Below are 20311 nucleotides of genomic sequence, written 5' to 3'. Positions count from 1 at the left end.
CCGACGTGAGAGAGTACAAGGCCGTACCCCTCGGCTACGCCGCCGCGGATGTCGCCGCGCTCGGCGACACACGCCCCGCGCTCCGCGACTTCCCGACCCCGCTCGTCACCCTCAGCGAGAGCGCGGTCGCGCACAACCTCGCGACGATGGCGGACTGGTGCCGCGCCGCGGGAGTCGGCCTCGCGCCGCACGGCAAGACCACGATGAGCCGCGAGCTCTGGCAGCGCCAGCTCGACGCGGGCGCCTGGGGCATCACGGTGGCGACGCCGTGGCAGGCCTCCGTCGCGCTCGGCTGGGGGATGCCGCGGGTGCTGCTCGCCAACGCGCTCGTCCAGCCCGCTGCGCTGCGTGCCCTCGCTGCCGACACCGACCGGCTGACCGTCTGGGCCGACTCCCCGCGGGCCGTCGAGATCATGACGGACGCGCTCGCCGGCCTCGACCTCCCGGAGCCGCTCGCCGTGCTGGTCGAGCTGGGCGCGCCCGGTGGCCGCACCGGTGCCCGCACGGCGGAGGACGCGCTCGCCATCGCCCGCGCCGTCGCCGCCTCCCCGGCGCTGCGGCTCGCGGGCGTCGCGGGATACGAGGGAGCACTCGCGCACGACGCCCGTCCGGAGTCCCTGGCGACCGTGCGCGCCTACCTCCGCGCGCTCGGCGAACTGCACGACGCGTTCGAGGCCGGCGGCCTGTATCCCGCCGGTGCACCGGCGATCATCACGGCGGGGGGCAGTGCGTACTTCGACGTCGTCGCCGAGGTGCTAGCGCCCCGCCGCGACCTCGACGGCACCGGCGGCCGCGTCGTCGACGTGCTGCTGCGCTCCGGCGCGTACATCACGCACGACGACGGGTTCTACAGTGTCATCACCCCGCTCGGCCGGGTGGGCGGCGGCGAGTTCCGCTCCGCCATCCACGGCTGGGCGACGGTCGTCTCGCGCCCCGAGTCGGGTCTCGCGCTCGTCGACGCGGGCAAGCGCGACTTCCCGTACGACGAGGGGATGCCCGTGCCGCAGGCGATCCGCGCGCTCGGGGCCGACCGGGCCATCCCGCTCGACGGCGCCGTGGTCACGGCGATGAACGACCAGCACACCTTCGTGCGGCTGCCCTCCTACGCCAGGGTCGAGGTCGGCGACGTGATCCGCTTCGGTCTCTCGCACCCCTGCACGACCTTCGACAAGTGGCGCGCGCTCGCGGTCGTCGACGACGCGCTCGCCCCCGAGCCGCGCGTCACCGGCCTGCTCGAGACCGCCTTCGGCTGAACGGACCCCCGGATGCTCCTCGACACCCTCCGCCACGACCGCGCGCTCGCCGTCGTGCGCGCGCCCCGCATCGACGACCCGGTCGGCCTCTGCCGCGCGCTCGCCGCGGGCGGCATCCGCACGGTGGAGTTCACCTTCACGACTCCTGGCGTCGAAGACGTGATCGCCGAAGCGACCGCGGGGGAGCACGACGCCCTCGTCGGCGCCGGCACCGTGACCGACGCGCGCACCGCCGAAGCGGCCATCGCCGCGGGCGCGCGGTTCCTGGTGACGCCCGGGCTCAGCGAGAGCGCGGCGGCCGTCGCGCGGGAGGCGGGCGTGCCCATCCTGCTCGGCGCGCTCAGCCCGACCGAGGTGATGCGCGCCGTCGAGCTGGGTGCCGCCGCCGTGAAGGTCTTCCCGGCCTCGCTCGTCGGCCCGCGCTATCTGCGCGATCTCGGCGGGCCGTTCCCCGGCACGGCGTTCGTGCCGTCCGGCGGTCTCGACGCCGGAAACGCGCGCGAGTGGATGGAGGCGGGGGCCCTCGCGGTCACCGCCGGTTCGAGCGTGGTCAGCGCGGCCGACATCGCCGCCGCCTCCTGGGCCGCCGTGACCGAGCGCGCGCGGGAGTTCGGCGCCGCCGCGACGGGCGCATGACCGGGCCGGCGCCGACGCTCCTCCGCGGCGCGCTGGTGCTCGACGGCACCGGCCGGCCGGGGGAGACCGGGGACGCGCTGCTCGCCGACGGACGCATCCGGCAGGTCGGCGGCCGGATCGACGCGCCCGGTGCACGGGTCGTCGACGCCGACGGCCTCGCGCTCGCCCCCGGTTTCATCGACATGCACGCCCACTCCGACCTCGCCGTGCTGACCGACCCGGTCCATCTGGCGAAGGTCTCGCAGGGCGTGACCACCGAGGTCGTCGGCCAGGACGGCCTCTCGTACGCGCCGGCGACCCCCGCCGCGGTCGACGTGCTGCGCGAGCAGCTCGCCGGCTGGAACGGCGTGCCGGCCGGCCTCTCCCTCGGCTGGGAGACGATCGGCGACTACCTCGCCGCGGTCGACGCCGCGCGTCCGGCCGCCAACGTCGCCGCGCTCGTCCCGCAGGGCACCGTGCGGCTGGATGTGGTGGGCGCCGCCGATCGCCCCGCCACCGATGCCGAGATCGCCGCGATGCGCGCCCTCGTCGACCGCGGGATGCGCGACGGCGCGTTCGGCATGTCCTCCGGCCTCACCTACGTGCCCGGGATGTTCGCCGGCACGGACGAGCTCGTCGCCCTCTGCGAGGTGGTCGCGCGCCACGGCGGCGTCTACGTCCCGCACCAGCGCTCCTACGGCGCGGGGGCGCTGGAGGCGTACGCCGAGATGATCGAGGTGGCCCGCCGCTCCGGGGTCGCGCTGCACCTCGCGCACGCCACCATGAACTTCGGCGTCAACCGCGGGCGGGCGGCCGAACTGGTGGCGCTGCTGGATGCGGCCCTGGCCTCCGGTGTCGACCTCACCTTCGACACGTACCCGTACCTCCCGGGCTCGACGACCCTCGCCGCGCTGCTGCCGTCGTGGGCCGCGGCCGGTGGTCCTGCGGCCACGCTCGACCGCCTGCGCGACCCCGCCTCCCGGGCGCGCATCGCCCACGAGCTCGACGTCGTCGGCACGGACGGCTGCCACGGCGTCCCCGTGGAGTGGGAGACCATCGAGATCTCCGGCGTCCGCGATCCCGCGCTCGCCGGCCGGGTCGGCCGCACCGTCGCCGCCCTCGCCGTCGAGGCCGGGCGGCCCGCGTCGACCGTCGCCCTCGAGCTGCTCGTGGCCGATCGTCTGGGCACCGGCATCCTGCAGCACGTCGGCGACGAGGCCAACGTGCGCACGATGATGGCCCACCCGCGCCACACCGGCGGCAGCGACGGCATCCTCGTCGGCGACAAGCCGCATCCCCGCGCCTGGGGCACCTTCCCGCGCTACCTCGGGCACTACGTGCGCGAGGAGGGCGTGCTGCGCCTCGAGGACGCGATCGTGCACCTCTCCGCGCGCCCGGCGGCCCTGCTCGGCCTCGCCGACCGCGGTCGCATCGCGCCCGGGATGGTCGCCGACGTCGTGCTGTTCGACCCGGCGACCGTGGCCGATCGCGCGACGTTCGCCGCGCCGCGACGGCAGGCGGCCGGCATCCCGTGGGTGTTCGTGGCGGGCGAGGCGGTCATCGCCGACGGGGAGCGGACCGGGAGCCGCCCGGGCCGCGCGCTACGCTCGACGGCATGCGCAGCTTCCTGATCCTGCACGGCTGGGACAACCACCGACCGCCCGGGCACTGGCAGCACGAGCTCGCCACCGCGCTGCGTTCGCGCGGCGAGCGGGTGGAGTACCCGCAGCTCCCGAGCGCGTCGGCGCCGTCCCTCGCGGCGTGGCGGGATGCGGCAGCCCAGTCGCTGCGCGCGGCGGCGGCGGACGACGCCGACGTCACCGTGATCTGCCACAGCCTCGCTTGCCTGCTCTGGCTGGGCGCCCGCCCGCTCGACACGGTCGTGGACCGCGTCATGCTCGTCGCTCCGCCGTCGCGGGAGGTCGTGGCCGGCATCCCCGAGATCGCCGCCTTCGCGTCGCCCGAGCCGGCCCGGCCCGCATACGCGACGACCATCGTCGCCTCCGACGACGACCCGTACTGCCCCGAGGGCGCCCAGGCCGCCTACGGTGCGCCGCTGGGCATCCCGGTCCAGGTCATCCCCGGCGGCGGCCATCTGGAGCTCAGCGCGGGCTACGGCGAGTGGCCGTCGATGCTCGCGTGGTGCTTCGACCCGACCACGACGCTGCAGCCGCGCTGAGCAGAGGAGCCGGAGCTCAGCCCTGCACCTCGCGCACGACCGCCACGAGCGGCTCGTAGAGCGCCTCGCCCGGCACGACCCCGGTGATCTCGGTGACGATGTCCTCCGGGGTGGCCTCCTCGAGCAGGTGCCGCAGCTCCACGCTCTGGGTGTCCTCCGGAACGTCGAAGCGCAGCGCAGCGCCGACCGCGGCGAGCAGCGCCTGCGGCACGGTGCCGACGTAGGCGACGTGGTCGATGGCCGGCCCGATGAACCGGTCGTTGCGGCCGAGCTTGCGCAGCGGCTCGCGGCCGACGCGGGTCACCTCGTCCACCAGGTGCGGGTTCGTGAAGCGGTCGAGGATCTTCGCGCGGTACGCGGCCATCTCCTCCTCGTCGAGCCCGTGCTTGGCGACGAGCGCCGCCGACGTCTCGCGCAGCGCGTCCTCGGCGGCCTCGCGCACGAGCGGGATCGCGATGGCCTCGCTGATGGTCTTCGCGCCCTGCAGGAAGCCGGTGTACGCCACCGTCGCGTGCCCCGTGTTCACCGTGAAGAGCTTGCGCTCGATGTACGGAGCCAGGGAGTCGACGAAGTGCGCACCCGGGATGACGGGCTCGTGGCCGGCGAACGGGCTGCGGTCGACGACCCACTCGTAGAACGTCTCCACGGTCACGTCCACGCCCGACCCGGGGTCCTGCGCGGGCACGATCCGGTCGACCGCGGTGTCGGCGAAGACCGCCTTGGCGCCCAGCGCCTCCCGCGTCTCGTCGTCCGGCAGGCCGTCCATCAGCTCGGCGGCCAGCAGGTCGGTCGCGCCGATCGCGTTCTCGCACGCCATCACGGCGAGGCGAGGGGCGTCGTCCGCCCGGGCGGCGAGGCCCTTCGCGATCACCGGCGCGACGAAGCGCAGGATGCGCGGGCCGACGGCCGTGGTCACCACGTCCGCCGTGGCGATCTCGGCCACCAGCGCGGCCTCGTCGGTCGCGCTGTTGATCGCGCGGAACCCGGTGACCGTCTTGGTCTCCGACTCCTCGCCGACGAGGTGCACGTCGTACGAGTCGGCCGCGGCCAGCGCGTCGATCAGCTCGGCGTTGACGTCGGCGAACACGACCTCGTACCCGGCTTCGTGGAGCAGGAGCCCCACGAAGCCGCGGCCGATGTTGCCCGCACCGAAATGGACGGCCTTCATGCGTTCGGTCACCTCACTCGTTCACGTCGCCGAGGAGCGCGAACAGGGCGTCCGCGTCCGGGGCGTCGATGAGCTTCTGCACGTCGTCCTCCTCCGAGAAGAGGATGGCGATCTTGGACAGGATCTCGAGGTGCTCGTTGTTCTGCCCGGCGATGCCCACGACGAACCGCACCTCCTCGCCGCCCCAGTCGAGCGGCGAGGAGTAGCGGATGAAAGAGAGCGCCGAACGGGTGATCTCGTCCTTGGACTCGTTGGTGCCGTGCGGGATGGCGAGCCCGTTCCCCATGAAGGTGGAGACCGTGTTCTCGCGGTCCTGCATCGAGTCGACGTAGCCGGGGAGGACGGCGCCGGCGTTCACCAGCAGCGCACCCGCCTCGCGGATCGCGTCCTCCCGCGTGGTCGCGGAACCCGCGGCCACGACGTTCGCCCGGTCGAGAATCGTGTCGGTCATTTGCTGGCGTCCTCCGGTGCTGCTTGGGCCTGCTGGCTCTTGACGAGATCGACGACCTCGTCGTACCGCGGGCTGTTCATGAAGTTGTCCACGGACACGTGGACCGAGGCAGGCGACTGGCCTTTGGCGCGGTCGGTGAGCTGCTGCTGGGTGATCACGAGGTCGGCGGTGCCGTCGAGGTTCGCGATGGCCTGGTTCGTCACCGTGACCCCCTCCACGCCGGCCTTCTTGATCTTGTTGCGCAGGACCGAGGCGCCCATCGCGCTCGAGCCCATCCCAGCGTCGCACGCGAACACGATGTTGCGCACCAGTCGATCGGTGCCGTCGCCCTGGGCGTCGCCGGCGTCGTGCTCGCCCTCGTCGACCAGGCTGCCCAGGACGGACGAGGACTTGCCCTTGTTCGCCTCGGTCTGCGCGACGGCGGCCGAGAGGTCGCCCGCGTTGCCGGCGGCGAGGTCGCGCTTGCGGGTCGCCCTCAGGACGATCGCGCTGAAGGCGAACGAGACGGCGGCGGCGGCCACGATCGACACGGCGATGCCGAACATGTTGTCGACGGGTGCCTGGGCGAAGATCGCGAACACCGATCCCGGCGCGGCCGGCGCCCGCAGGCCGGTCTGGAAGGCGACGTTCACCGCCACACCGGTCATGCCGCCGAGGACGGCGCCGATGATCAGGATCGGCTTCATCAGCACGTACGGGAAGTAGATCTCGTGGATGCCGCCGAAGAACTGGATGATGAACGCGCCGGGAGCGCTGGCGCGCGCCGCGCCCAGACCGAAGATCGCCCAGGCCAGGAGGATGCCCGCGCCGGGGCCGGGGTTCGTCTCGATGAGGAACAGGATCGACTTGCCGGTCTGCTGCGCCTCGAGCGTTCCGATCGGGGTGAAGACGCCGTGGTTGATCGCGTTGTTGAGGAAGAGCACCTTGCCCGGCTCGACCAGGATGCTGACCAGCGGCAGCAGGTGCACCGACACCAGCCAGTTCACTCCGGCCTCGAGCGCCTTGCTCAGCCCCTCCACCAGCGGCGCGATGCCGAAGAAGGCGCCGATCGCGAGGAGGAAGCCGAGGATGCCGGCGGAGAAGTTGTTGACGAGCATCTCGAAGCCCGCCTTGATCTTCCCCTCCCAGATCTTGTCGATCAGCTTCATCAGGTAGCCGCCGAGCGGTCCCATGATCATCGCGCCGATGAACATCGGGATGTCGGAGCCGACGATGACGCCCATCGCCGCGATCGTGCCGACCACGCCGCCGCGGACGCCGTAGACGAGGCGTCCACCGGTGTTGGCCAGCAGGAGCGGCAGGAGGTACGTGATCATCGGGCCGACGAGGCCGCCGATCGCCTTGTTCGGGAAGGGCCCCTCGGGGATGAACAGGGCGGTGATGATGCCCCAGGCGATGAATGCCGGGATGTTCGGCATCACCATGCTGGAGAGGAACGTGCCGAAGCGCTGGACGGCGACGCGTGCGCCTCCGGGCTTCTTCGGTGTCGACGCCGTCGCCGACGTCTCTGTCGCCGATGTCATGTTGGGGCCTCGTTTCTGTCGGTGATCACCCAGCGGGTGTCACTGTGGGTAGGCGGCCGCGGCCGCACGGACCGCGTCCCGGGCTTCGGCCGCGCCGTCGGCGGCCAGGGCGACCTCGGCCAGGGCTCGTGCCTGGTCGAGGGTGTAACGGGTGAGGGAGAGCCGCACGTCGGCGAGGGCCGCCGGCGACATCGAGAGGGTGGTGGCGCCGAGGCCCACGAGCACGACCGCGAGCAGGGGGTCGGCCGCGGCCTCGCCGCAGATGCCGACCGGCTTGCCGTGGGCCGCGCCCGCGGCGCCGACCTCGCCGATGAGGCGGAGGACGGCGGGGTGCCACGGGTCCTGGAAGCCGGCGACCGAGCCGAGCAGACGGTCGGCGGCGAGCGTGTACTGGGTGAGGTCGTTCGTGCCGATGGAGGCGAACGCGGCCGTCTGCAGCACGCGGTCGGCGAGCAGGGCGGCGGAGGGGACCTCCACCATCACGCCGACGGTCTTCAGGCCGTACCCGGTCGCCAGCTCGACGAAGTAGCGCGTCTCCTCGACGGTCGACACCATCGGCGCCATGACCCAGAGGTCGGCCTCGGTGACCGCGTCGGCCTCGGCGAGGGCGGTGAGCTGCTCGCGGAGGAGGTCCTCGTTGGCCCGCAGCGCGCGCAGGCCGCGCAGGCCGAGCGCCGGGTTGTCCTCGTGGGCGTCGTTGAGGAACGCGAGCGGCTTGTCGGCGCCGGCGTCGAGCACGCGCACGACCACCTTCTGGCCCGGGAAGGCCGAGAGGAGGGCGATGTAGTGCTCGCGCTGCTGCTCCACCGTCGGGGCCATGCGCTGGTCGAGGAAGAGGAACTCGGTGCGGAACAGTCCGACGCCTTCGGCTCCGGCGTCGAGGGCCTTCTGCGTGCCGTCGGCCGATCCGAGGTTCGCGAGCAGCGGGATGGGCGTGCCGTCGGCGAGGGCGCCGGGCTCGAGGCCGCCGGCCAGGGCGGCCGCGCGCTCCTCGATGCGGTGCTGCGCGTCGGCGCGCTGCTCGTCGGCGGGGGCGACCGTGACCGTGCCGGAGGCCGCATCCACGATGACCTCGGTGCCGTCGGCGAGCGCGTCCGCGCCGGCCACGCCGACGATGGCGACGATGGCCTTCTCGCGGGCGAGGATCGCGGTGTGGGAGGTCGGGCCTCCCTCGCGCGTGACCAGGCCGAGCACCTTGGTCAGGTCGAGCAGGGCGGTGTCGGCGGGCGCGAGGTCGTGCGCGACGAGCACGTACGGCTCGTCCGACTCCGGGACGCCGGGGGCGGGGCGGCCCGCGAGAGCGGCGATCACGCGCTGCGCGACGTCGTCGAGGTCGGTGGCGCGCTCGCCCATGTAGCCGCCGAGGCCGATGAGCATGTCGCGGAAGACCGCGAAGCCCTCGAACACGGCGCGCTCGGCGGTGGTGCCGCCGTCGATCCGGGTGGCCACGTCGTCGGCGAGGGTGGAGTCCTCCGCCATCATCGACTGCGCCTCGAGCACGTCGGCGGCGATGCCGGTGACCTTCGCGGCACGGGACCGCAGATCCTCCGCGACGGCGGCGACGGCCGCCGAGACGCGTGCCTTCTCCTCGTCGGGCGTGCGGGTGCTGGGGGTCTCGGCCGGCTCGGGGAGCGGGTCGGACATGCGGAGCACGCGGCCGAGGGCGACGCCCTGGCCGATGCCGGCGCCGGTGAGCTGAGTCGTTGTCCCGGTCATGATCAGGCGTCGTGGTCGGTGGTGAGGATGTCGGCGAGGTCGTCGAGCACCGCGTCCGCGTCCGCCGCGTCGGTGGTGAGGACGATCTTGTCGCCGTGGTCGATGCCCAGCGAGATCACGCCGAGGATGCTGCCGGCGTCGACGGTCTTGCCGCCCTCCTTCGACAGCTTCACCGTGGCGCCGGAGCTCTTGACGGCCTCGACGAAGAGCTTCGCCGGTCGCGCGTGCAGTCCGTGGGTCGATCCGACGGTGATGATCCGCTCAGCCATGTGTGTTCTCCTTCGATGTTTCGATGCCCCGGGGTCCCGGGCGAGTGGCTCGTGCTCTCATAGTGCCGTCGTCCGGCTGCCGAGAGCCAGATCCAGCGCCTGGGCGCCGTCGAGCGCGGCCGGGGAGATGGGCGGGAGCACGGCGACCGCGGTGCCGGAGGCGGCGGCGCGCTCGCGCAGGGCGGGGACGGAGGCTTCGAGGTGCGCGCCGACGAGGATCACGTCGATGCCCGCGAGCGCGTCGAGCTGGGAGACGCTCCCCGCCTCCACGGTCACCGGGACTCCGCGCGCGGCAGCCGCGTTGCGGAGCTTGACGGCGACGAAGGTGCTCGAGGCACCCGCGCCGCAGACGACCACGATCTTCATCGACCTGTGCCTTTCGGTAACGCGGAGTTGCTGGGTGGAGCGGATGGATCTGATGGATCGTCTGCCATGCTCGTCCCGTTGCGTGCGTCGCTCCAGCAGCGTTTCTTCCGGGGGAGCGGAAGCCGCCGCCGTCCGGCTCCTCTTCCGGGGGGAGCGGAAGATCGGTGGGATGCGCCTCGGTCCCGGGCACGGTAGGTGATTGACTCGTAGCGGAAGGTGGTGCGGGTGGCGCTCTCGGCACAGCAGACGAGGATGCTGGACATCCTGGCGCGCCGTGCTGCCTGGGTGACCGCCGCCGAGCTCGCGCACGATCTGGGCGTGACGACGCGCAGCATCCGCACCTACGCCGCCGCCCTGGGGGACCTGGTCGAGTCCGGCGCCAACGGGTACCGGGTGCGGTCCGAGGCGTACGCCGCCCACCTCGACGACACGGAGGCCGCGGAGCCGAGCGTCGGCTCACCGCAGGAGCGTCTCGTGTTCCTCGCCCGACGCCTGCTGGACGAGCCGGAGGGCGTCGACGTCTACGAGGCGGCCGAGAGCCTGTTCGTCAGTGAATCCACCATCGAGTCCGACCTGACCCGCCTGCGCGGCATCCTCGCCGACACCGAGCTCGCGCTGCAGCGGCAGGGTCCGGTCGTGCAGCTGACCGGGCCGGAGATCGCGCGCCGCAAGCTGATCAGCCGCCTGTTCCGCGACGAGATGCGGCAGGGCGTGGTCGACGTGGCGCGCATCCAGGAGGCGTTCGCGTCGCGCGGCCTGGCCGAGTTCAAGTCCGACCTGGTCGGGATGCTCGACGCCCGCGGCTTCTTCGTCAACGAGTACGGGATCAACGACGTCCTGCTGCACATGGCCGTCGCCCTCGACCGCGTCGCCAAGGACCGGGTGCTGCCCGCCGCCGGCGATCCGGAGGTCAGTGAGGGGATCCGCGCGCTCGCCGACGACCTCGGCGGCCTGATCGACACGCACTTCGACGTGGCGCTGGACCCGACCGAGCTGCGCTACCTCGCCATCCTGCTCCGCACCCGGGTCATCGCACCCGGCGCCGGCCGGGACCCCGTCGAGGAGTTCGTCAGCGAGCACGATCTGGAGGTCGTGCGCGGCATCGTGGCGCGCGCCTCCACCGAGTACCTCGTCGACCTGCGCGACGAGAACTTCATCGTGCGGCTCACCCTGCACGTGCAGAACCTCGTCGCGCGCGCCCACGAGAAGACCTACTCGCGCAATCCGCTGACCCGCTCGATCAAGAGCTCGTACCCGATGATCTACGAGCTGGCGGTCTACATCGCCAGCCGGCTGCAGACCGCCGAGGGCATCGAGGTCAACGAGGACGAGATCGCCTACATCGCCATGCACGTCGGCGCCTACCTGGAGCAGCAGTCGCGCCGACGGGATGCGGTGACCTGCGCCGTCGTCTGCCCGAACTACTACGACATGCACATCCTGCTGCGGGAGCGGCTCGAGAGCGCCCTCGGCGACGAGCTCGACGTCACGAGCGTGATCACCTCGACCGACGTCGACTGGGCCGCCCTCGACGCCGACCTCGTGCTCACGACGATCGACCCCCGCGGGCGGCGCGAGAACGCGGTGATCGTGCAGCCGTTCGTGACCGAGACGGATGTGGAGCACATCCGGCAGGCCGTCGCGCGCATCCGCCGGCAGCGCCGTCGCGCCCGGATCAAGAACGACCTCCTGGAGTACTTCGACGAGCGCCTGTTCCTGCGCAACTTCTACGCCCGCGACGCGCTCACGATGATCCGTGCGCTGGGCGACCGGATGATCGCGGTCGGCGCCATCGACCAGGACTACGTCGATCAGACGATCGAGCGCGAGCAGATGTCGTCCACGGCGTTCACCGACTCGCTCGCGGTGCCCCACGCCATGACGATGAGCGCGAAGCGGACGGCGATCGCGATCGTCGTCAACGACACGGCGATGGACTGGGGCGACGCGCGCGTCAACGTCATCGCGTTCATCGCCTTCGACGCAGGCGGCCGCGCGTCGTTCCAGACCGTGTTCGACCAGTTCGTGGAGGTCTTCGGCGACCGGGAGGCCGTGCTCGGCCTGATCCGCCGCGCCGACACCTTCACCGCCTTCATCGACGAGCTGGTCCGCATCATCGACTCCTAGCGCGCGCCGCGTGCTCGGGTGCTCTGCTCGCCCGGGTGCTCTGCTCGCCCGGGTGCTCTGCTCGCCCGGCGCCGGGCGGCTCAGCCGAGCAGCAGGCTGCGCAGCTGGTCGGCCGAGTGCACGACGGCGATCGCGCCGGCGGCCTCGGCGGGGGAGCCGTAGCCCCACTCGACGAGGATCGTCGGCAGTCCGTGCGCTCCCGCGCCCTCCACGTCGTACTGGCGGTCGCCCACCATGACGGTGTGGTCGAGGTCGACGCTCTGGGCGGTGAGGCGGCGCATGGCCTCCTCGACCACGTCGGCCTTGGCGCTGCGGGACTCGTCCTCGCTGGCACCGGTGATCACGGTGAAGTACTTCGCCAGGCCGAAGTGCTCCAGGATGCGGGTCGCCTGCGACTCGGGCTTGCTGGTCGCGATGGCGAGCGGGATGCCGGAGGCGTGCAGCCGCTCGAGCAGGCCGCGGATGCCGGGGAACACCGCGCTGTCGAACGCGCCGTGCTGGGCGTAGTGGGTGCGGTAGACCGCGAGGGCGGCACGCGCCTCGTCCTCGTTCATGCCGGCGAACTTCACGAGGGAGTCCAGCAGCGGCGGGCCGACGTACTCGACGAGCTCGGCGGGGGAGGGGACGGGGCGGCCGAGGTCCTCGAACATGCTGACGAGGGAGCCGGTGATGCCCGGTGCGGAGTCGGTGAGGGTGCCGTCGAGATCGAACAGCACGCACGTCCACGTCCGGGTGACGGTGGGGGTGATGGGGGTGGTCATAGCCCACCCATCGTATGCGGCGTTTGTGAACGTTCGCTCAGCGGTCGCCGAGCGCCGTCTCGATGTGCGAGCGGGCCACGACCATCGTCTGCTCGGATCCCGGATCGAACTGCACGGCGACGAACTCCGCGGTGCGCACGAACCCGAGCGCCTCGATGGCCGGCACGATGACGGCCTGCACCTTCGTGCCCGCCCCCTCCGCGGTCTGGCCGACGGCCGAGCGCAGCGCCTTCATCGAGGTGAAGAGGGGCAGCACCGGCTCGCCGGCGGTGGAGCTGATCGTGCGCAGGCGGGTGTCCTCCGGGGTGGACCCGGTGACGTCGACCACCAGGCCGCCCTTCATCGCGGCGGCGAGCAGGGCCTCCAGGTTCGGGAGGGTCGGCTCGGCCGCGATGTCCGCGAGCGCCTTGCGCACGGGCACGTTCTCGTAGGTCTGCGGGAAGCGGGGGGAGGGTGCCATCAGAAGAGCCTGCTGTCGCTGTCGTCGAGGCCGCGCATCGCGTCGTAGTCGAGCACGAGGCAGCGGATGCCGCGGTCCTCGGCGAGCGTGCGCGCCTGGGGCTTGATCTCCTGCGCGGCGAAGACGCCGGAGACGGGGGCGAGGAGGGGGTCGCGGTTCATCAGCTCGAGGTAGCGGGTCAGCTGCTCGACGCCGTCGATGTCGCCGCGGCGCTTGAGCTCGACGGCGACGGAGGCCCCGGCGGCGTCGCGGGCGAGGATGTCGACCGGCCCGATCGCGGTCATGTACTCGCGGCGGACGAGCACGTGCCCGTCGCCCAGCAGGTGGATCTGCTCGGCGAGCAGCTTCTGCAGGTGCGCCTCCACGCCGTCCTTCTGCAGGCCGGGGTCGATGCCGAGCTCGTGCGCCGAGTCGTGCAGCACCTCGTGGATGGAGACGATCAGCATGTCGGCCGTCTTCGCCTGGGTGACGCGCCAGACCTCGGTGATGCCGGCCTCCCGCTGCAGCTCGTCCGGCTCGCTGACGGCGAGGGTGCAGGGCGGGCTCATCCAGTTGAGCGGCTTGTACGAGCCGCCATCGGAGTGGACGAGCAGGCTGCCGTCGGACTTGAGCATGAGCAGCCGCTTCGCCAGCGGCAGATGCGCGCTCAGGCGTCCGGCGTAGTCCACGGAGCAGTTGGCAATGACGAGACGCACCGGAACATCCTACGGGGGCGCCCTGGCAGGATGGGGGCATGCCTCACGATCTCGTCATCGGCACGTACACCGAGCAGCTCCCGCACGTCGACGGTCACGCGGAGGGCGTCCTCGCCGCGCGTTTCGACGGGTCGGACGTGACGGGCGTGTCCGTCGCCGCCCGCGTGCGCAACCCCTCCTGGGTGGCCGTGACACCCGACGGCACCCGCGTGTACGCCGTGTCCGAGACCGGGCCGGACGGCGGCCTCGTCGCTTTCTCCCGCTCCGGCGACGGTGTGCTCGCCCGGCTCGGCGAGGTGTCGAGCGGAGGCGCTGACCCCGCGCATCTGGCCGTGCACCCTTCGGGTCGACAGCTGATCGCCGGCACCTACAGCGGCGGGTCGGTCTCCGTCTTCTCCCTGAACGGCGACGGCTCCATCGGCGCCCGCACCGGCTTCGTGCAGCACGAGGGCCGCGGCCCCGACGACGCGCGCCAGGAGGCGCCCCACGTCCACCAGCTGAGCGTCGATCCGGTGAGCGGCGACATCGTGGTGGTCGACCTCGGCCTCGGCGAGGTGCGCTGGTACGCGCTCGACGAGGAGGGCGGCCTCGTCCTCCGACCCGACGCCACGCTGTCCTCGGGCGCGGCCGGCCCGCGCCACCTCGCGTTCCACCCGGACGGCCGCCACGCCGTCGTCGTCAACGAGCTCGACAGCACCCTGGACGTACTGCGTCGCGACGGCGACCGCTTCGTGCGCGTCTCCACCGTCTCCACCCGCAAGGCGGGCGCGACCGGCGAGAACTCCCCGGCCGCCGTGCGCGTCAGCGACGACGGCGGCACCGTCTTCGTGACCAACCGCGGCGACGACACGATCGCGGTCTTCTCGTTCGACCCCGACGTCTCGCGCGCGGCGCTCGTCGCGACCGAGCCGGCGCGCGGGCGCTCCCCGCGCGACCTCGTGATCGCCCCCGAGGGCGACCGCGTGCTCGCCGCCTGCCAGGACAGCGACGAAGTCACCGTCTTCGCCTTCGACGCGCGCACGCGCGCCCTCCGCTTCCTCGCCGCCTCGCCCGTCCCCACCCCCGTCTGCCTGGCCTTCATCTGACCCCACCTGGCCTCCGCGCCCGGCAACTCCGGAGGTTTGGCCTCCCGAGCCGCAGATCGCCGTTCCGACGGTGAACTGAGCGGCGCGTCGGCCATGAGTGCCGGAGTTGCGGGACCCGCCCACCGGATGGGCGACGCATCGTGCGCCGTCGCCGTTCGTACGGTGGACGCGGGGTCGGCACGGCGTGTCGCGCCGTTCACACGGAGATCTGCGCCAGAACGCGTCGACGATCCGGACGAAGCGAGCGGGATACCGCCGCGCTGCCGCACTCAGGCCGCCGCGCGCTCCTTCTGCGGGCGAACCGCCGGAGCCGCGAGGAACGACGCGAGCAGCAGCACCAGGATGAGGTAGAGCGCGTTCAGGAGGCCGAAGTCCTTGCCGAGGAAGCCGATGACCGGCGGCCCGACCAGGAACGCGCAGTAGCCGATGATCGCCACTGCGGAGACGCGCGCGGCCGGGTTCTTCGCACCGTCGGCCGCCGCCGACATCCCGAGCGGGAAGCCGAGCGAGACGCCGAAGCCCCAGAGCACCGTGCCGATCACGACGACCCACATCGGGCCGCCGAGGATGAAGAGCAGGAGGCCGGCGACGCCCATCCCCGCGGTGATGCGGATGGCGTTGACGCGGCCGATGCGGTCCACGATCGGGCCGCCGGCGACGCGCCCGACGGTCATGGCCGCCACGAAGCAGCCGAACACGACGGCGCCCGTCGAGTTGGCCTGGCCGTGACCGTCGACCACCGCGAGCGAGATCCAGTCGTTGGCCGATCCCTCGCCGAACGCCATGCCGAGCATGACGACGCCGATGAGGATGAGGCGCCAGTCGGCCCAGACGGCGAGGGCGGCGCGCATGCGCTCGCCGAAGGGGATGCGCACGGTCTCCACCCCCTCGTCGCCGAGGTCGGCCTCGCGCGGGATGAAGCGGATGGCGACGGCGATGCCCACGACGAGCACGACGGCGATGCCGATCAGGTGCCAGGCGACGCCGATGTGGAGGGCGGCGGCCGCGGCGCCGACGCCCGCGCCGATCACGGTGCCGAGGCTGAAGCACGCGTGCATCAGCGGCATGAGGGTCTTGCCGATCTCGCGCTCGACGGCTGTGCCCTCGACGTTCATCATGACGTCGAGCATCCCGTTGCCGAGGCCGAGCAGGATGAGCCCGATCGCGACCAGGGGCACCGCGTGGAAGACGGTCGAGCCGAGCCCGAGCAGCACGGTGCCGACCGCGGCGATGGTCAGCGAGCCGAACATCCCCTTGTGCGGCCCGAAGCGGACGAGCACCGGGGAGGAGAGGACGAGCCCGAGGACAGCGCCGGCCGACATGCCCAGGATGAGGAGGCCGATGGCCGACGGGTCCTTGCCAAGCCCGAGGTCGTCGCGGACGCCCGGGATGCGGGCGACCCACGTGGCGGTGGCGAGTCCGCTCAGCACGAACACGGCGAAGACCGCGTTGCGCCAGGCGACGAGTTGGCGGCGGCTGCGCGCCGGCACGGAGGTGGAAGAGGTCGGGGTCGGCTGTGACATCGGCTGTCCTGGTGATCGAGCGGGCGGCGGGTGGATTTTGGTCATCGAATCGTTTCGATCGAAACGATTCGACTAAGCTAGCACACGTGAACGACAGCAGCACAGCCCCTGCGACCGTCCGGCCGACGCTGGCCGCGGTCGCCCGACTCGCCGGCGTCTCCAACTCGACGGCCTCGCTCGCCTTCTCGGGAACCGGCCCGGTCTCCGACGCGACGCGCGACCGCGTGCTCGCCGCGGCGAAGCAGCTCAACTACGCCGGGCCCGACCCGCGGGCGCGCTCCTTGCGCCGCGGCCGCTCCGGCATCGTCGGCGTGGTGATGGAGGAGCGGGTCGGCGACGCCTTCCGCGACCCGATCAAGATCGCCCTGCTCGACGGCATCACCGAGGAGATCGGCGCGATCGACGCGGGCCTCCTCATCCTCACCGACGCCGGCGACGCCGCCCAGCGCATCGAGGACGCCCCGATGGACGCCGTCGTGCTGGTCGGCTGCAGCCCGCGCCTCGACGAGTCGGTCGGGATGCTCCGCCAGCGCGGCATCCCGCTGATCGCCATCGAGGGCGACCCGGCCGTCGGCGTGCCCGTCATCGGCCAGGACAACCGGGAGGCGTCGCGCATCGCCGCGCAGCACCTCCACGACCTCGGCCACCGCGACGTGGCCGTCGTGGCGCTGCCGCTCACCCGCGACCGCAACCGCGGCCGGTTCACCACGGAGTCGGCCCGCACCGCCAGCTCCACCACAGCCGTCGACCGGCTCGCCGGGGTGCAGGACGTCTTCCCGGGCGTCGGGGGATGGGTCACCCGCGGCTCGTTCGTCGAGGAGGGCCGGCTCGCCGGAACCGCGCTGCTCGAGCAGGCGCAGGGGCGCCCCACCGCGATCGTCGCGCAGAGCGACCTCCTGGCCGCCGGCGTCATCAGGGCCGCCGAGGAGCTCGGGCTCGAGGTCCCGTGGGACGTCAGCGTCGTCGGATTCGACGGCGTGCGCGTCGACGGCCTCTGGCCTTACGACCTCACCACCCTCGTGCAGCCCGCCGTCGACAAGGGCCGCGCCGCCGGCCGCGCCGTCGTGGACATGCTGGAGGGCCGCGAGATCACCCCCGAATCCTTCACCTCCGAATTCCACCAGGGCAACACCACCGCCGCCCCCGCCCACCGCTGACCCGCCCCACCTCCCCCCCTGACATTTGTGCCAAATCTCGCGAAAGCGCGCCCCTATCCCCACATTTGGCACGAATGCGCGCCCGCGCATTCGTCACGAATGTCGGGAAAGCGCCGCCGTATCCCTGCATTCGTGCCGAATCCGCGTCAAGCGATGTCGCCTGACGCGGCGCGCGCCGGTGTGCGTAGGGTGAGGGGTATGGATCTTGAGGCCCTCTACCGCGATCTCCACGCCCACCCCGAGCTCTCGTTCGCCGAGCACCGCACGGCCGGCATCGTCGCCGACCAGCTGACCGCGCTGGGGGTGGAGGTGCACACGGGCATCGCCGGCACCGGCGTCGCCGGCGTGCTCCGCAACGGCGAGGGGCCGACCGTGCTCCTCCGCGCCGACATGGACGCGCTGCCCGTCCGCGAGCTGACCGACCTGCCCTGGGCCTCCACCGTCACCACCGAGGACGAGACGGGTCACCCGGTCCCGGTCATGCACGCGTGCGGCCACGACATCCACATCACCTGCCTGCTGGGCGCGGTGGAGGAGCTGGTCGGCTCCCGCGACGCCTGGTCCGGCACCGTGGTCGCGGTCTTCCAGCCCGCCGAGGAGCACGGCGGCGGCGCACAGGTCATGGTGGACAGCGGTCTGTATGACATCGTCCCGGCCCCGGACGTCGTGCTCGGCCAGCACGTCACCCCGCTGCCCGCCGGGATGCTCGGCGCGCACTCCGGCGCCGCGATGGCGGCCGTCGACACGATGGAGGTCACCCTCCACGGCCGCGGCGGTCACGGCTCGCGCCCCGAGACGACCATCGACCCGGTCGTCATGGCGGCCTCGGCCGTCATGCGCCTGCAGACCGTCGTGTCGCGCGAGATCGCGCCGCAGGACACCGCGGTCGTCACCGTCGGCACCCTGCACGCCGGCACCAAGAACAACATCATCGCGGCGGAGGCGACGCTCGGGATCAGCGTGCGCAGCTTCAATGAGGACGTGCGCGAGCGCGTGCTCGGCGGCGTCGACCGCATCCTGCGCGCCGAGTCGGAGGCGTCCGGCGCGCCGCAGGCTCCGGATGTGGTGTGGGGCGAGCGCTACCCGGTCACCGTGAACGAGCCCGAGGCGACCGCCCGCGTGACGTCCGCCTTCACCGCCGAGTTCGGCGCCGACCGCATCTTCGACCCGGGCGCGCTCTCGGGCAGCGAGGACGTCGGCAACCTCGCGACCGCGGCCGGCGCCCCGCTGGTTTACTGGATGCTGGGAGGCGGCGACCCGCAGGTCGTGCAGGCCGCGATCGCCGCGGGCACGGTCGACACTGACATCCCGTCGAACCACTCCCCGTACTTCGCTCCGCTCGCGCAGCCGACCATCCCGACCGGCGTGCGCGCCCTCGTGGTGGCGGCGCGGGAGTGGCTGGGCTGAGCCGCGCTGCGCCAGCGCTGCGCGTGGAGTCCGGGCGGCGCCGGGCCGGGCTGAGCCCGCGCTGCGCGAGCGCTGCGTGTGGAGTCCGGGCGACGCGGGAGTGACAGGCTGAGTCCCGCTGCGCCCGGAGCCTGCGCCTGACGTAGGTGCGGCGCCAGACCGGCCGGCCTGACCCTGGGCCCACTACACCTCTGCCCCCGCTACAACTCCGCCCCCGCGCGCATCCACACCCGCCCGCGCGCACGGAGCCCGAGCGTGACCGCACGCGCCCCCAGGTACCCGAACACGAACGCCGCGGTCAGCCACGCCAGCTCGGCCGCATCGTGGCCGCCCCAGGCGACCACCGCGAGGGCGAGCGGCACGAACACGGCGACGTTCGCGATCCCGGTGAGCGCCAGGTAGCGGGCGTCACCCGCGCCGATCAGCACCCCGTCGAGCACGAACACGTACCCGCCGAGCGGCGCGCTGATCCCGACGAGGGCCAGGCCGACCGGGAGCAGGGAGGCGACGGTCGCGTCGCTCGTGAACAGCCCGGCGGCGACGGGGCTGAGCAGCACGGTCACCGCTCCGAGCACGACGCCCGCGCCGACGCCCCACTGCAGGCAGCGGCGCAGGACGGCGCGCACCTGCTCGAGGTTGCCCGCGCCGAGTCCCTTGCCGATCAGCGCCTGCGCGGCGATCGCGAGGGCGTCGAGCGCGAAGGCGAGGGTGGCGAAGATCGTCATCGTCACCTGGAACGCCGCCAGCTCGTCCGGGCCGAGCCGGGTGGCCGCGAACACCGCGAGCAGCATGGCGGCGCGCAGGCTCGCGGTGCGCAGCAGCAGCCAGCCGCCCGCCCGCGCGCTCCGGCCGATCCCGGAGTGGTGGGGGAGGAGCGGCGCGCCCACCCGCCGCGCGTGCCGCGCCACGACGATCACGTAGACCAGCACCATGCCCCATTGGGCGGCGACGGTGCCCGCGGCCGATCCCGCGATGCCCCAGCCGGCGACGTAGATGAAGAGGTAGTTGAGGACGATGTTGGCGGCGAACCCGGCGACGGCGACCGCCAGGGGCGTGCGCGTGTCCTGGAGGCCGCGCAGCAGACCGGTGGCGGCGAAGACGATCAGCATGGCCGGCAGCCCGAGCATCGAGAGCTCGAGATAGCGCGTCGCCTGCGCGGAGATCTCGGCGGAGGCGCCGAAGAGACCCACGAGCGCCGGGGCCGCGAACCATCCCGCCGCCGCGAGCACCACGCCGAGACCCAGCGCCAGCCACGTGCCGTCGACACCCGCTGCGACCGCACCGCGTTCGTCCCCGGCGCCGAGCCGGCGGGCGACGGCGGGCGTCGTGGAGTACGCCAGGAACACCATCAGCCCGACGATCGTCTGTAGCACCGCGCTGGCGATGCCGAGCCCGGCGAGCGGGGCGACGCCCAGGTGCCCGACCATCGCCGAGTCGGCGAGCAGGAAGACGGGCTCCGCGATCAGCGACCCGAGCGCGGGGACGGCGAGGCGGAGGATCTCCCGGTCGACCGGGCGGCGGAGGAGGGCTTTCACGGCGAGGTCAACGGTAGCGCG

General features: G+C 72.8%; 19 protein-coding genes. 8 read left to right on the top strand and 11 right to left on the bottom strand.

Features of this window, described 5'->3' with window-relative positions; all coding sequences use genetic code 11:
• The first annotated feature begins 5 nt into the window (after nucleotides 1–5).
• The 4 genes from BGO91_RS01865 to BGO91_RS01850 are packed head-to-tail and all read left to right on the top strand — an operon-like array spanning nucleotide 6 to nucleotide 4047.
• The gene (locus BGO91_RS01865; protein ID WP_290471180.1) at nucleotides 6–1253 is read left to right on the top strand and encodes an alanine racemase; all 1248 of its coding nucleotides are present in this window, start codon (nucleotides 6–8) and stop codon (nucleotides 1251–1253) included.
• A 12-nt stretch (nucleotides 1254–1265) separates the two neighbouring features.
• Entirely contained in the window at nucleotides 1266–1889 is a 624-nt protein-coding gene (locus BGO91_RS01860; protein WP_290471179.1) for a bifunctional 4-hydroxy-2-oxoglutarate aldolase/2-dehydro-3-deoxy-phosphogluconate aldolase, read from the top strand.
• A complete protein-coding gene (locus BGO91_RS01855; protein ID WP_290471178.1) occupies nucleotides 1886–3499 on the top strand; it encodes an amidohydrolase family protein in 1614 nt (537 codons plus the stop codon). The genes BGO91_RS01860 and BGO91_RS01855 overlap by 4 nt, the downstream gene beginning before the upstream one ends.
• On the top strand, nucleotides 3484–4047 hold the full coding sequence (locus tag BGO91_RS01850; protein WP_290471177.1) for an alpha/beta hydrolase: 564 nt from the start codon (nucleotides 3484–3486) through the stop codon (nucleotides 4045–4047). The genes BGO91_RS01855 and BGO91_RS01850 overlap by 16 nt, the downstream gene beginning before the upstream one ends.
• A gap of 16 nt (nucleotides 4048–4063) precedes the next feature.
• On the opposite strand, the gene BGO91_RS01845 is transcribed toward BGO91_RS01850, so the two are convergent.
• The 6 genes from BGO91_RS01845 to BGO91_RS01820 are packed head-to-tail and all read right to left on the bottom strand — an operon-like array spanning nucleotide 4064 to nucleotide 9540.
• Entirely contained in the window at nucleotides 4064–5215 is a 1152-nt protein-coding gene (locus BGO91_RS01845; RefSeq protein ID WP_290471323.1) for a mannitol-1-phosphate 5-dehydrogenase, read from the bottom strand.
• A gap of 13 nt (nucleotides 5216–5228) precedes the next feature.
• A complete protein-coding gene (locus BGO91_RS01840; RefSeq protein WP_021763896.1) occupies nucleotides 5229–5666 on the bottom strand; it encodes a PTS sugar transporter subunit IIA in 438 nt (145 codons plus the stop codon).
• On the bottom strand, nucleotides 5663–7189 hold the full coding sequence (locus tag BGO91_RS01835; RefSeq protein ID WP_290471176.1) for a PTS mannitol transporter subunit IICB: 1527 nt from the start codon (nucleotides 7187–7189) through the stop codon (nucleotides 5663–5665). Before BGO91_RS01835 ends, BGO91_RS01840 begins: the two co-directional genes overlap by 4 nt.
• Before the next feature lie 39 nt (nucleotides 7190–7228).
• Complete coding sequence (gene ptsP, locus BGO91_RS01830; RefSeq protein WP_290471175.1) at nucleotides 7229–8905, bottom strand: phosphoenolpyruvate--protein phosphotransferase; 1677 nt, start codon at nucleotides 8903–8905, stop codon at nucleotides 7229–7231.
• A gap of 2 nt (nucleotides 8906–8907) precedes the next feature.
• Nucleotides 8908–9174: an HPr family phosphocarrier protein gene (locus BGO91_RS01825; RefSeq protein ID WP_290471174.1), complete on the bottom strand. Its 267-nt coding sequence runs from the start codon at nucleotides 9172–9174 to the stop codon at nucleotides 8908–8910.
• 57 nt (nucleotides 9175–9231) lie between these two features.
• Nucleotides 9232–9540 carry a PTS IIB subunit gene (locus BGO91_RS01820; RefSeq protein ID WP_290471173.1) on the bottom strand — a complete coding sequence of 103 codons (309 nt, stop codon included), beginning with the start codon at nucleotides 9538–9540 and terminating at the stop codon, nucleotides 9232–9234.
• A 225-nt stretch (nucleotides 9541–9765) separates the two neighbouring features.
• Between BGO91_RS01820 and BGO91_RS01815 the strand changes: the two genes are divergently transcribed.
• Nucleotides 9766–11667 carry a PRD domain-containing protein gene (locus BGO91_RS01815; RefSeq protein WP_290471172.1) on the top strand — a complete coding sequence of 634 codons (1902 nt, stop codon included), beginning with the start codon at nucleotides 9766–9768 and terminating at the stop codon, nucleotides 11665–11667.
• An 80-nt stretch (nucleotides 11668–11747) separates the two neighbouring features.
• On the opposite strand, the gene BGO91_RS01810 is transcribed toward BGO91_RS01815, so the two are convergent.
• The 3 genes from BGO91_RS01810 to nucS are packed head-to-tail and all read right to left on the bottom strand — an operon-like array spanning nucleotide 11748 to nucleotide 13583.
• A complete protein-coding gene (locus tag BGO91_RS01810; RefSeq protein ID WP_290471171.1) occupies nucleotides 11748–12428 on the bottom strand; it encodes an HAD family hydrolase in 681 nt (226 codons plus the stop codon).
• 37 nt (nucleotides 12429–12465) lie between these two features.
• Nucleotides 12466–12888, bottom strand: coding sequence for an SseB family protein (locus BGO91_RS01805; protein WP_290471170.1), 423 nt, complete (start codon nucleotides 12886–12888; stop codon nucleotides 12466–12468).
• Entirely contained in the window at nucleotides 12888–13583 is a 696-nt protein-coding gene (nucS, locus tag BGO91_RS01800) for an endonuclease NucS (RefSeq protein WP_290471169.1), read from the bottom strand. The genes BGO91_RS01805 and nucS overlap by 1 nt, the downstream gene beginning before the upstream one ends.
• Before the next feature lie 38 nt (nucleotides 13584–13621).
• On the opposite strand from nucS, the gene BGO91_RS01795 reads away from it, so the two are divergent.
• Nucleotides 13622–14668, top strand: coding sequence for a lactonase family protein (locus BGO91_RS01795; protein WP_290471168.1), 1047 nt, complete (start codon nucleotides 13622–13624; stop codon nucleotides 14666–14668).
• Nucleotides 14669–14937: 269 nt separating this feature from the next.
• On the opposite strand, the gene BGO91_RS01790 is transcribed toward BGO91_RS01795, so the two are convergent.
• Complete coding sequence (locus BGO91_RS01790) at nucleotides 14938–16191, bottom strand: MFS transporter (RefSeq protein ID WP_290471167.1); 1254 nt, start codon at nucleotides 16189–16191, stop codon at nucleotides 14938–14940.
• 86 nt (nucleotides 16192–16277) lie between these two features.
• Here BGO91_RS01790 and BGO91_RS01785 point away from each other — a divergent pair, with 86 nt between their 5' ends.
• The gene (locus BGO91_RS01785) at nucleotides 16278–17348 is read left to right on the top strand and encodes a LacI family DNA-binding transcriptional regulator (RefSeq protein WP_290471166.1); all 1071 of its coding nucleotides are present in this window, start codon (nucleotides 16278–16280) and stop codon (nucleotides 17346–17348) included.
• A 198-nt stretch (nucleotides 17349–17546) separates the two neighbouring features.
• Nucleotides 17547–18755 (top strand): amidohydrolase, encoded by a 1209-nt coding sequence (locus BGO91_RS01780; protein ID WP_290471165.1) that lies wholly within the window; start codon nucleotides 17547–17549, stop codon nucleotides 18753–18755.
• A 200-nt stretch (nucleotides 18756–18955) separates the two neighbouring features.
• On the opposite strand, the gene BGO91_RS01775 is transcribed toward BGO91_RS01780, so the two are convergent.
• On the bottom strand, nucleotides 18956–20290 hold the full coding sequence (locus tag BGO91_RS01775) for an MATE family efflux transporter (protein WP_290471164.1): 1335 nt from the start codon (nucleotides 20288–20290) through the stop codon (nucleotides 18956–18958).
• Nucleotides 20291–20311 lie beyond the last annotated feature (21 nt).

The organism is Leifsonia sp. 71-9 (assembly GCF_001898805.1).
In the GTDB taxonomy this organism is placed as follows: domain Bacteria; phylum Actinomycetota; class Actinomycetes; order Actinomycetales; family Microbacteriaceae; genus Leifsonia.
This window is presented reverse-complemented; position numbering and strand designations above follow the sequence as displayed.

What these genes read in the sequence shown, in the direction of transcription:
- BGO91_RS01835 (WP_290471176.1), bottom strand. Translation starts at nt 7,189, where the DNA reads ATGACATCGGCGACAGAGACGTCGGCGACGGCGTCGACACCGAAGAAG.
- BGO91_RS01840 (WP_021763896.1), bottom strand. Translation starts at nt 5,666, where the DNA reads ATGACCGACACGATTCTCGACCGGGCGAACGTCGTGGCCGCGGGTTCC.
- BGO91_RS01820 (WP_290471173.1), bottom strand. Translation starts at nt 9,540, where the DNA reads ATGAAGATCGTGGTCGTCTGCGGCGCGGGTGCCTCGAGCACCTTCGTC.
- BGO91_RS01860 (WP_290471179.1), top strand. Translation starts at nt 1,266, where the DNA reads ATGCTCCTCGACACCCTCCGCCACGACCGCGCGCTCGCCGTCGTGCGC.
- BGO91_RS01825 (WP_290471174.1), bottom strand. Translation starts at nt 9,174, where the DNA reads ATGGCTGAGCGGATCATCACCGTCGGATCGACCCACGGACTGCACGCG.
- ptsP (WP_290471175.1), bottom strand. Translation starts at nt 8,905, where the DNA reads ATGACCGGGACAACGACTCAGCTCACCGGCGCCGGCATCGGCCAGGGC.
- BGO91_RS01780 (WP_290471165.1), top strand. Translation starts at nt 17,547, where the DNA reads ATGGATCTTGAGGCCCTCTACCGCGATCTCCACGCCCACCCCGAGCTC.
- BGO91_RS01850 (WP_290471177.1), top strand. Translation starts at nt 3,484, where the DNA reads ATGCGCAGCTTCCTGATCCTGCACGGCTGGGACAACCACCGACCGCCC.
- BGO91_RS01810 (WP_290471171.1), bottom strand. Translation starts at nt 12,428, where the DNA reads ATGACCACCCCCATCACCCCCACCGTCACCCGGACGTGGACGTGCGTG.
- BGO91_RS01805 (WP_290471170.1), bottom strand. Translation starts at nt 12,888, where the DNA reads ATGGCACCCTCCCCCCGCTTCCCGCAGACCTACGAGAACGTGCCCGTG.
- BGO91_RS01790 (WP_290471167.1), bottom strand. Translation starts at nt 16,191, where the DNA reads ATGTCACAGCCGACCCCGACCTCTTCCACCTCCGTGCCGGCGCGCAGC.
- BGO91_RS01795 (WP_290471168.1), top strand. Translation starts at nt 13,622, where the DNA reads ATGCCTCACGATCTCGTCATCGGCACGTACACCGAGCAGCTCCCGCAC.
- BGO91_RS01855 (WP_290471178.1), top strand. Translation starts at nt 1,886, where the DNA reads ATGACCGGGCCGGCGCCGACGCTCCTCCGCGGCGCGCTGGTGCTCGAC.
- BGO91_RS01845 (WP_290471323.1), bottom strand. Translation starts at nt 5,215, where the DNA reads ATGAAGGCCGTCCATTTCGGTGCGGGCAACATCGGCCGCGGCTTCGTG.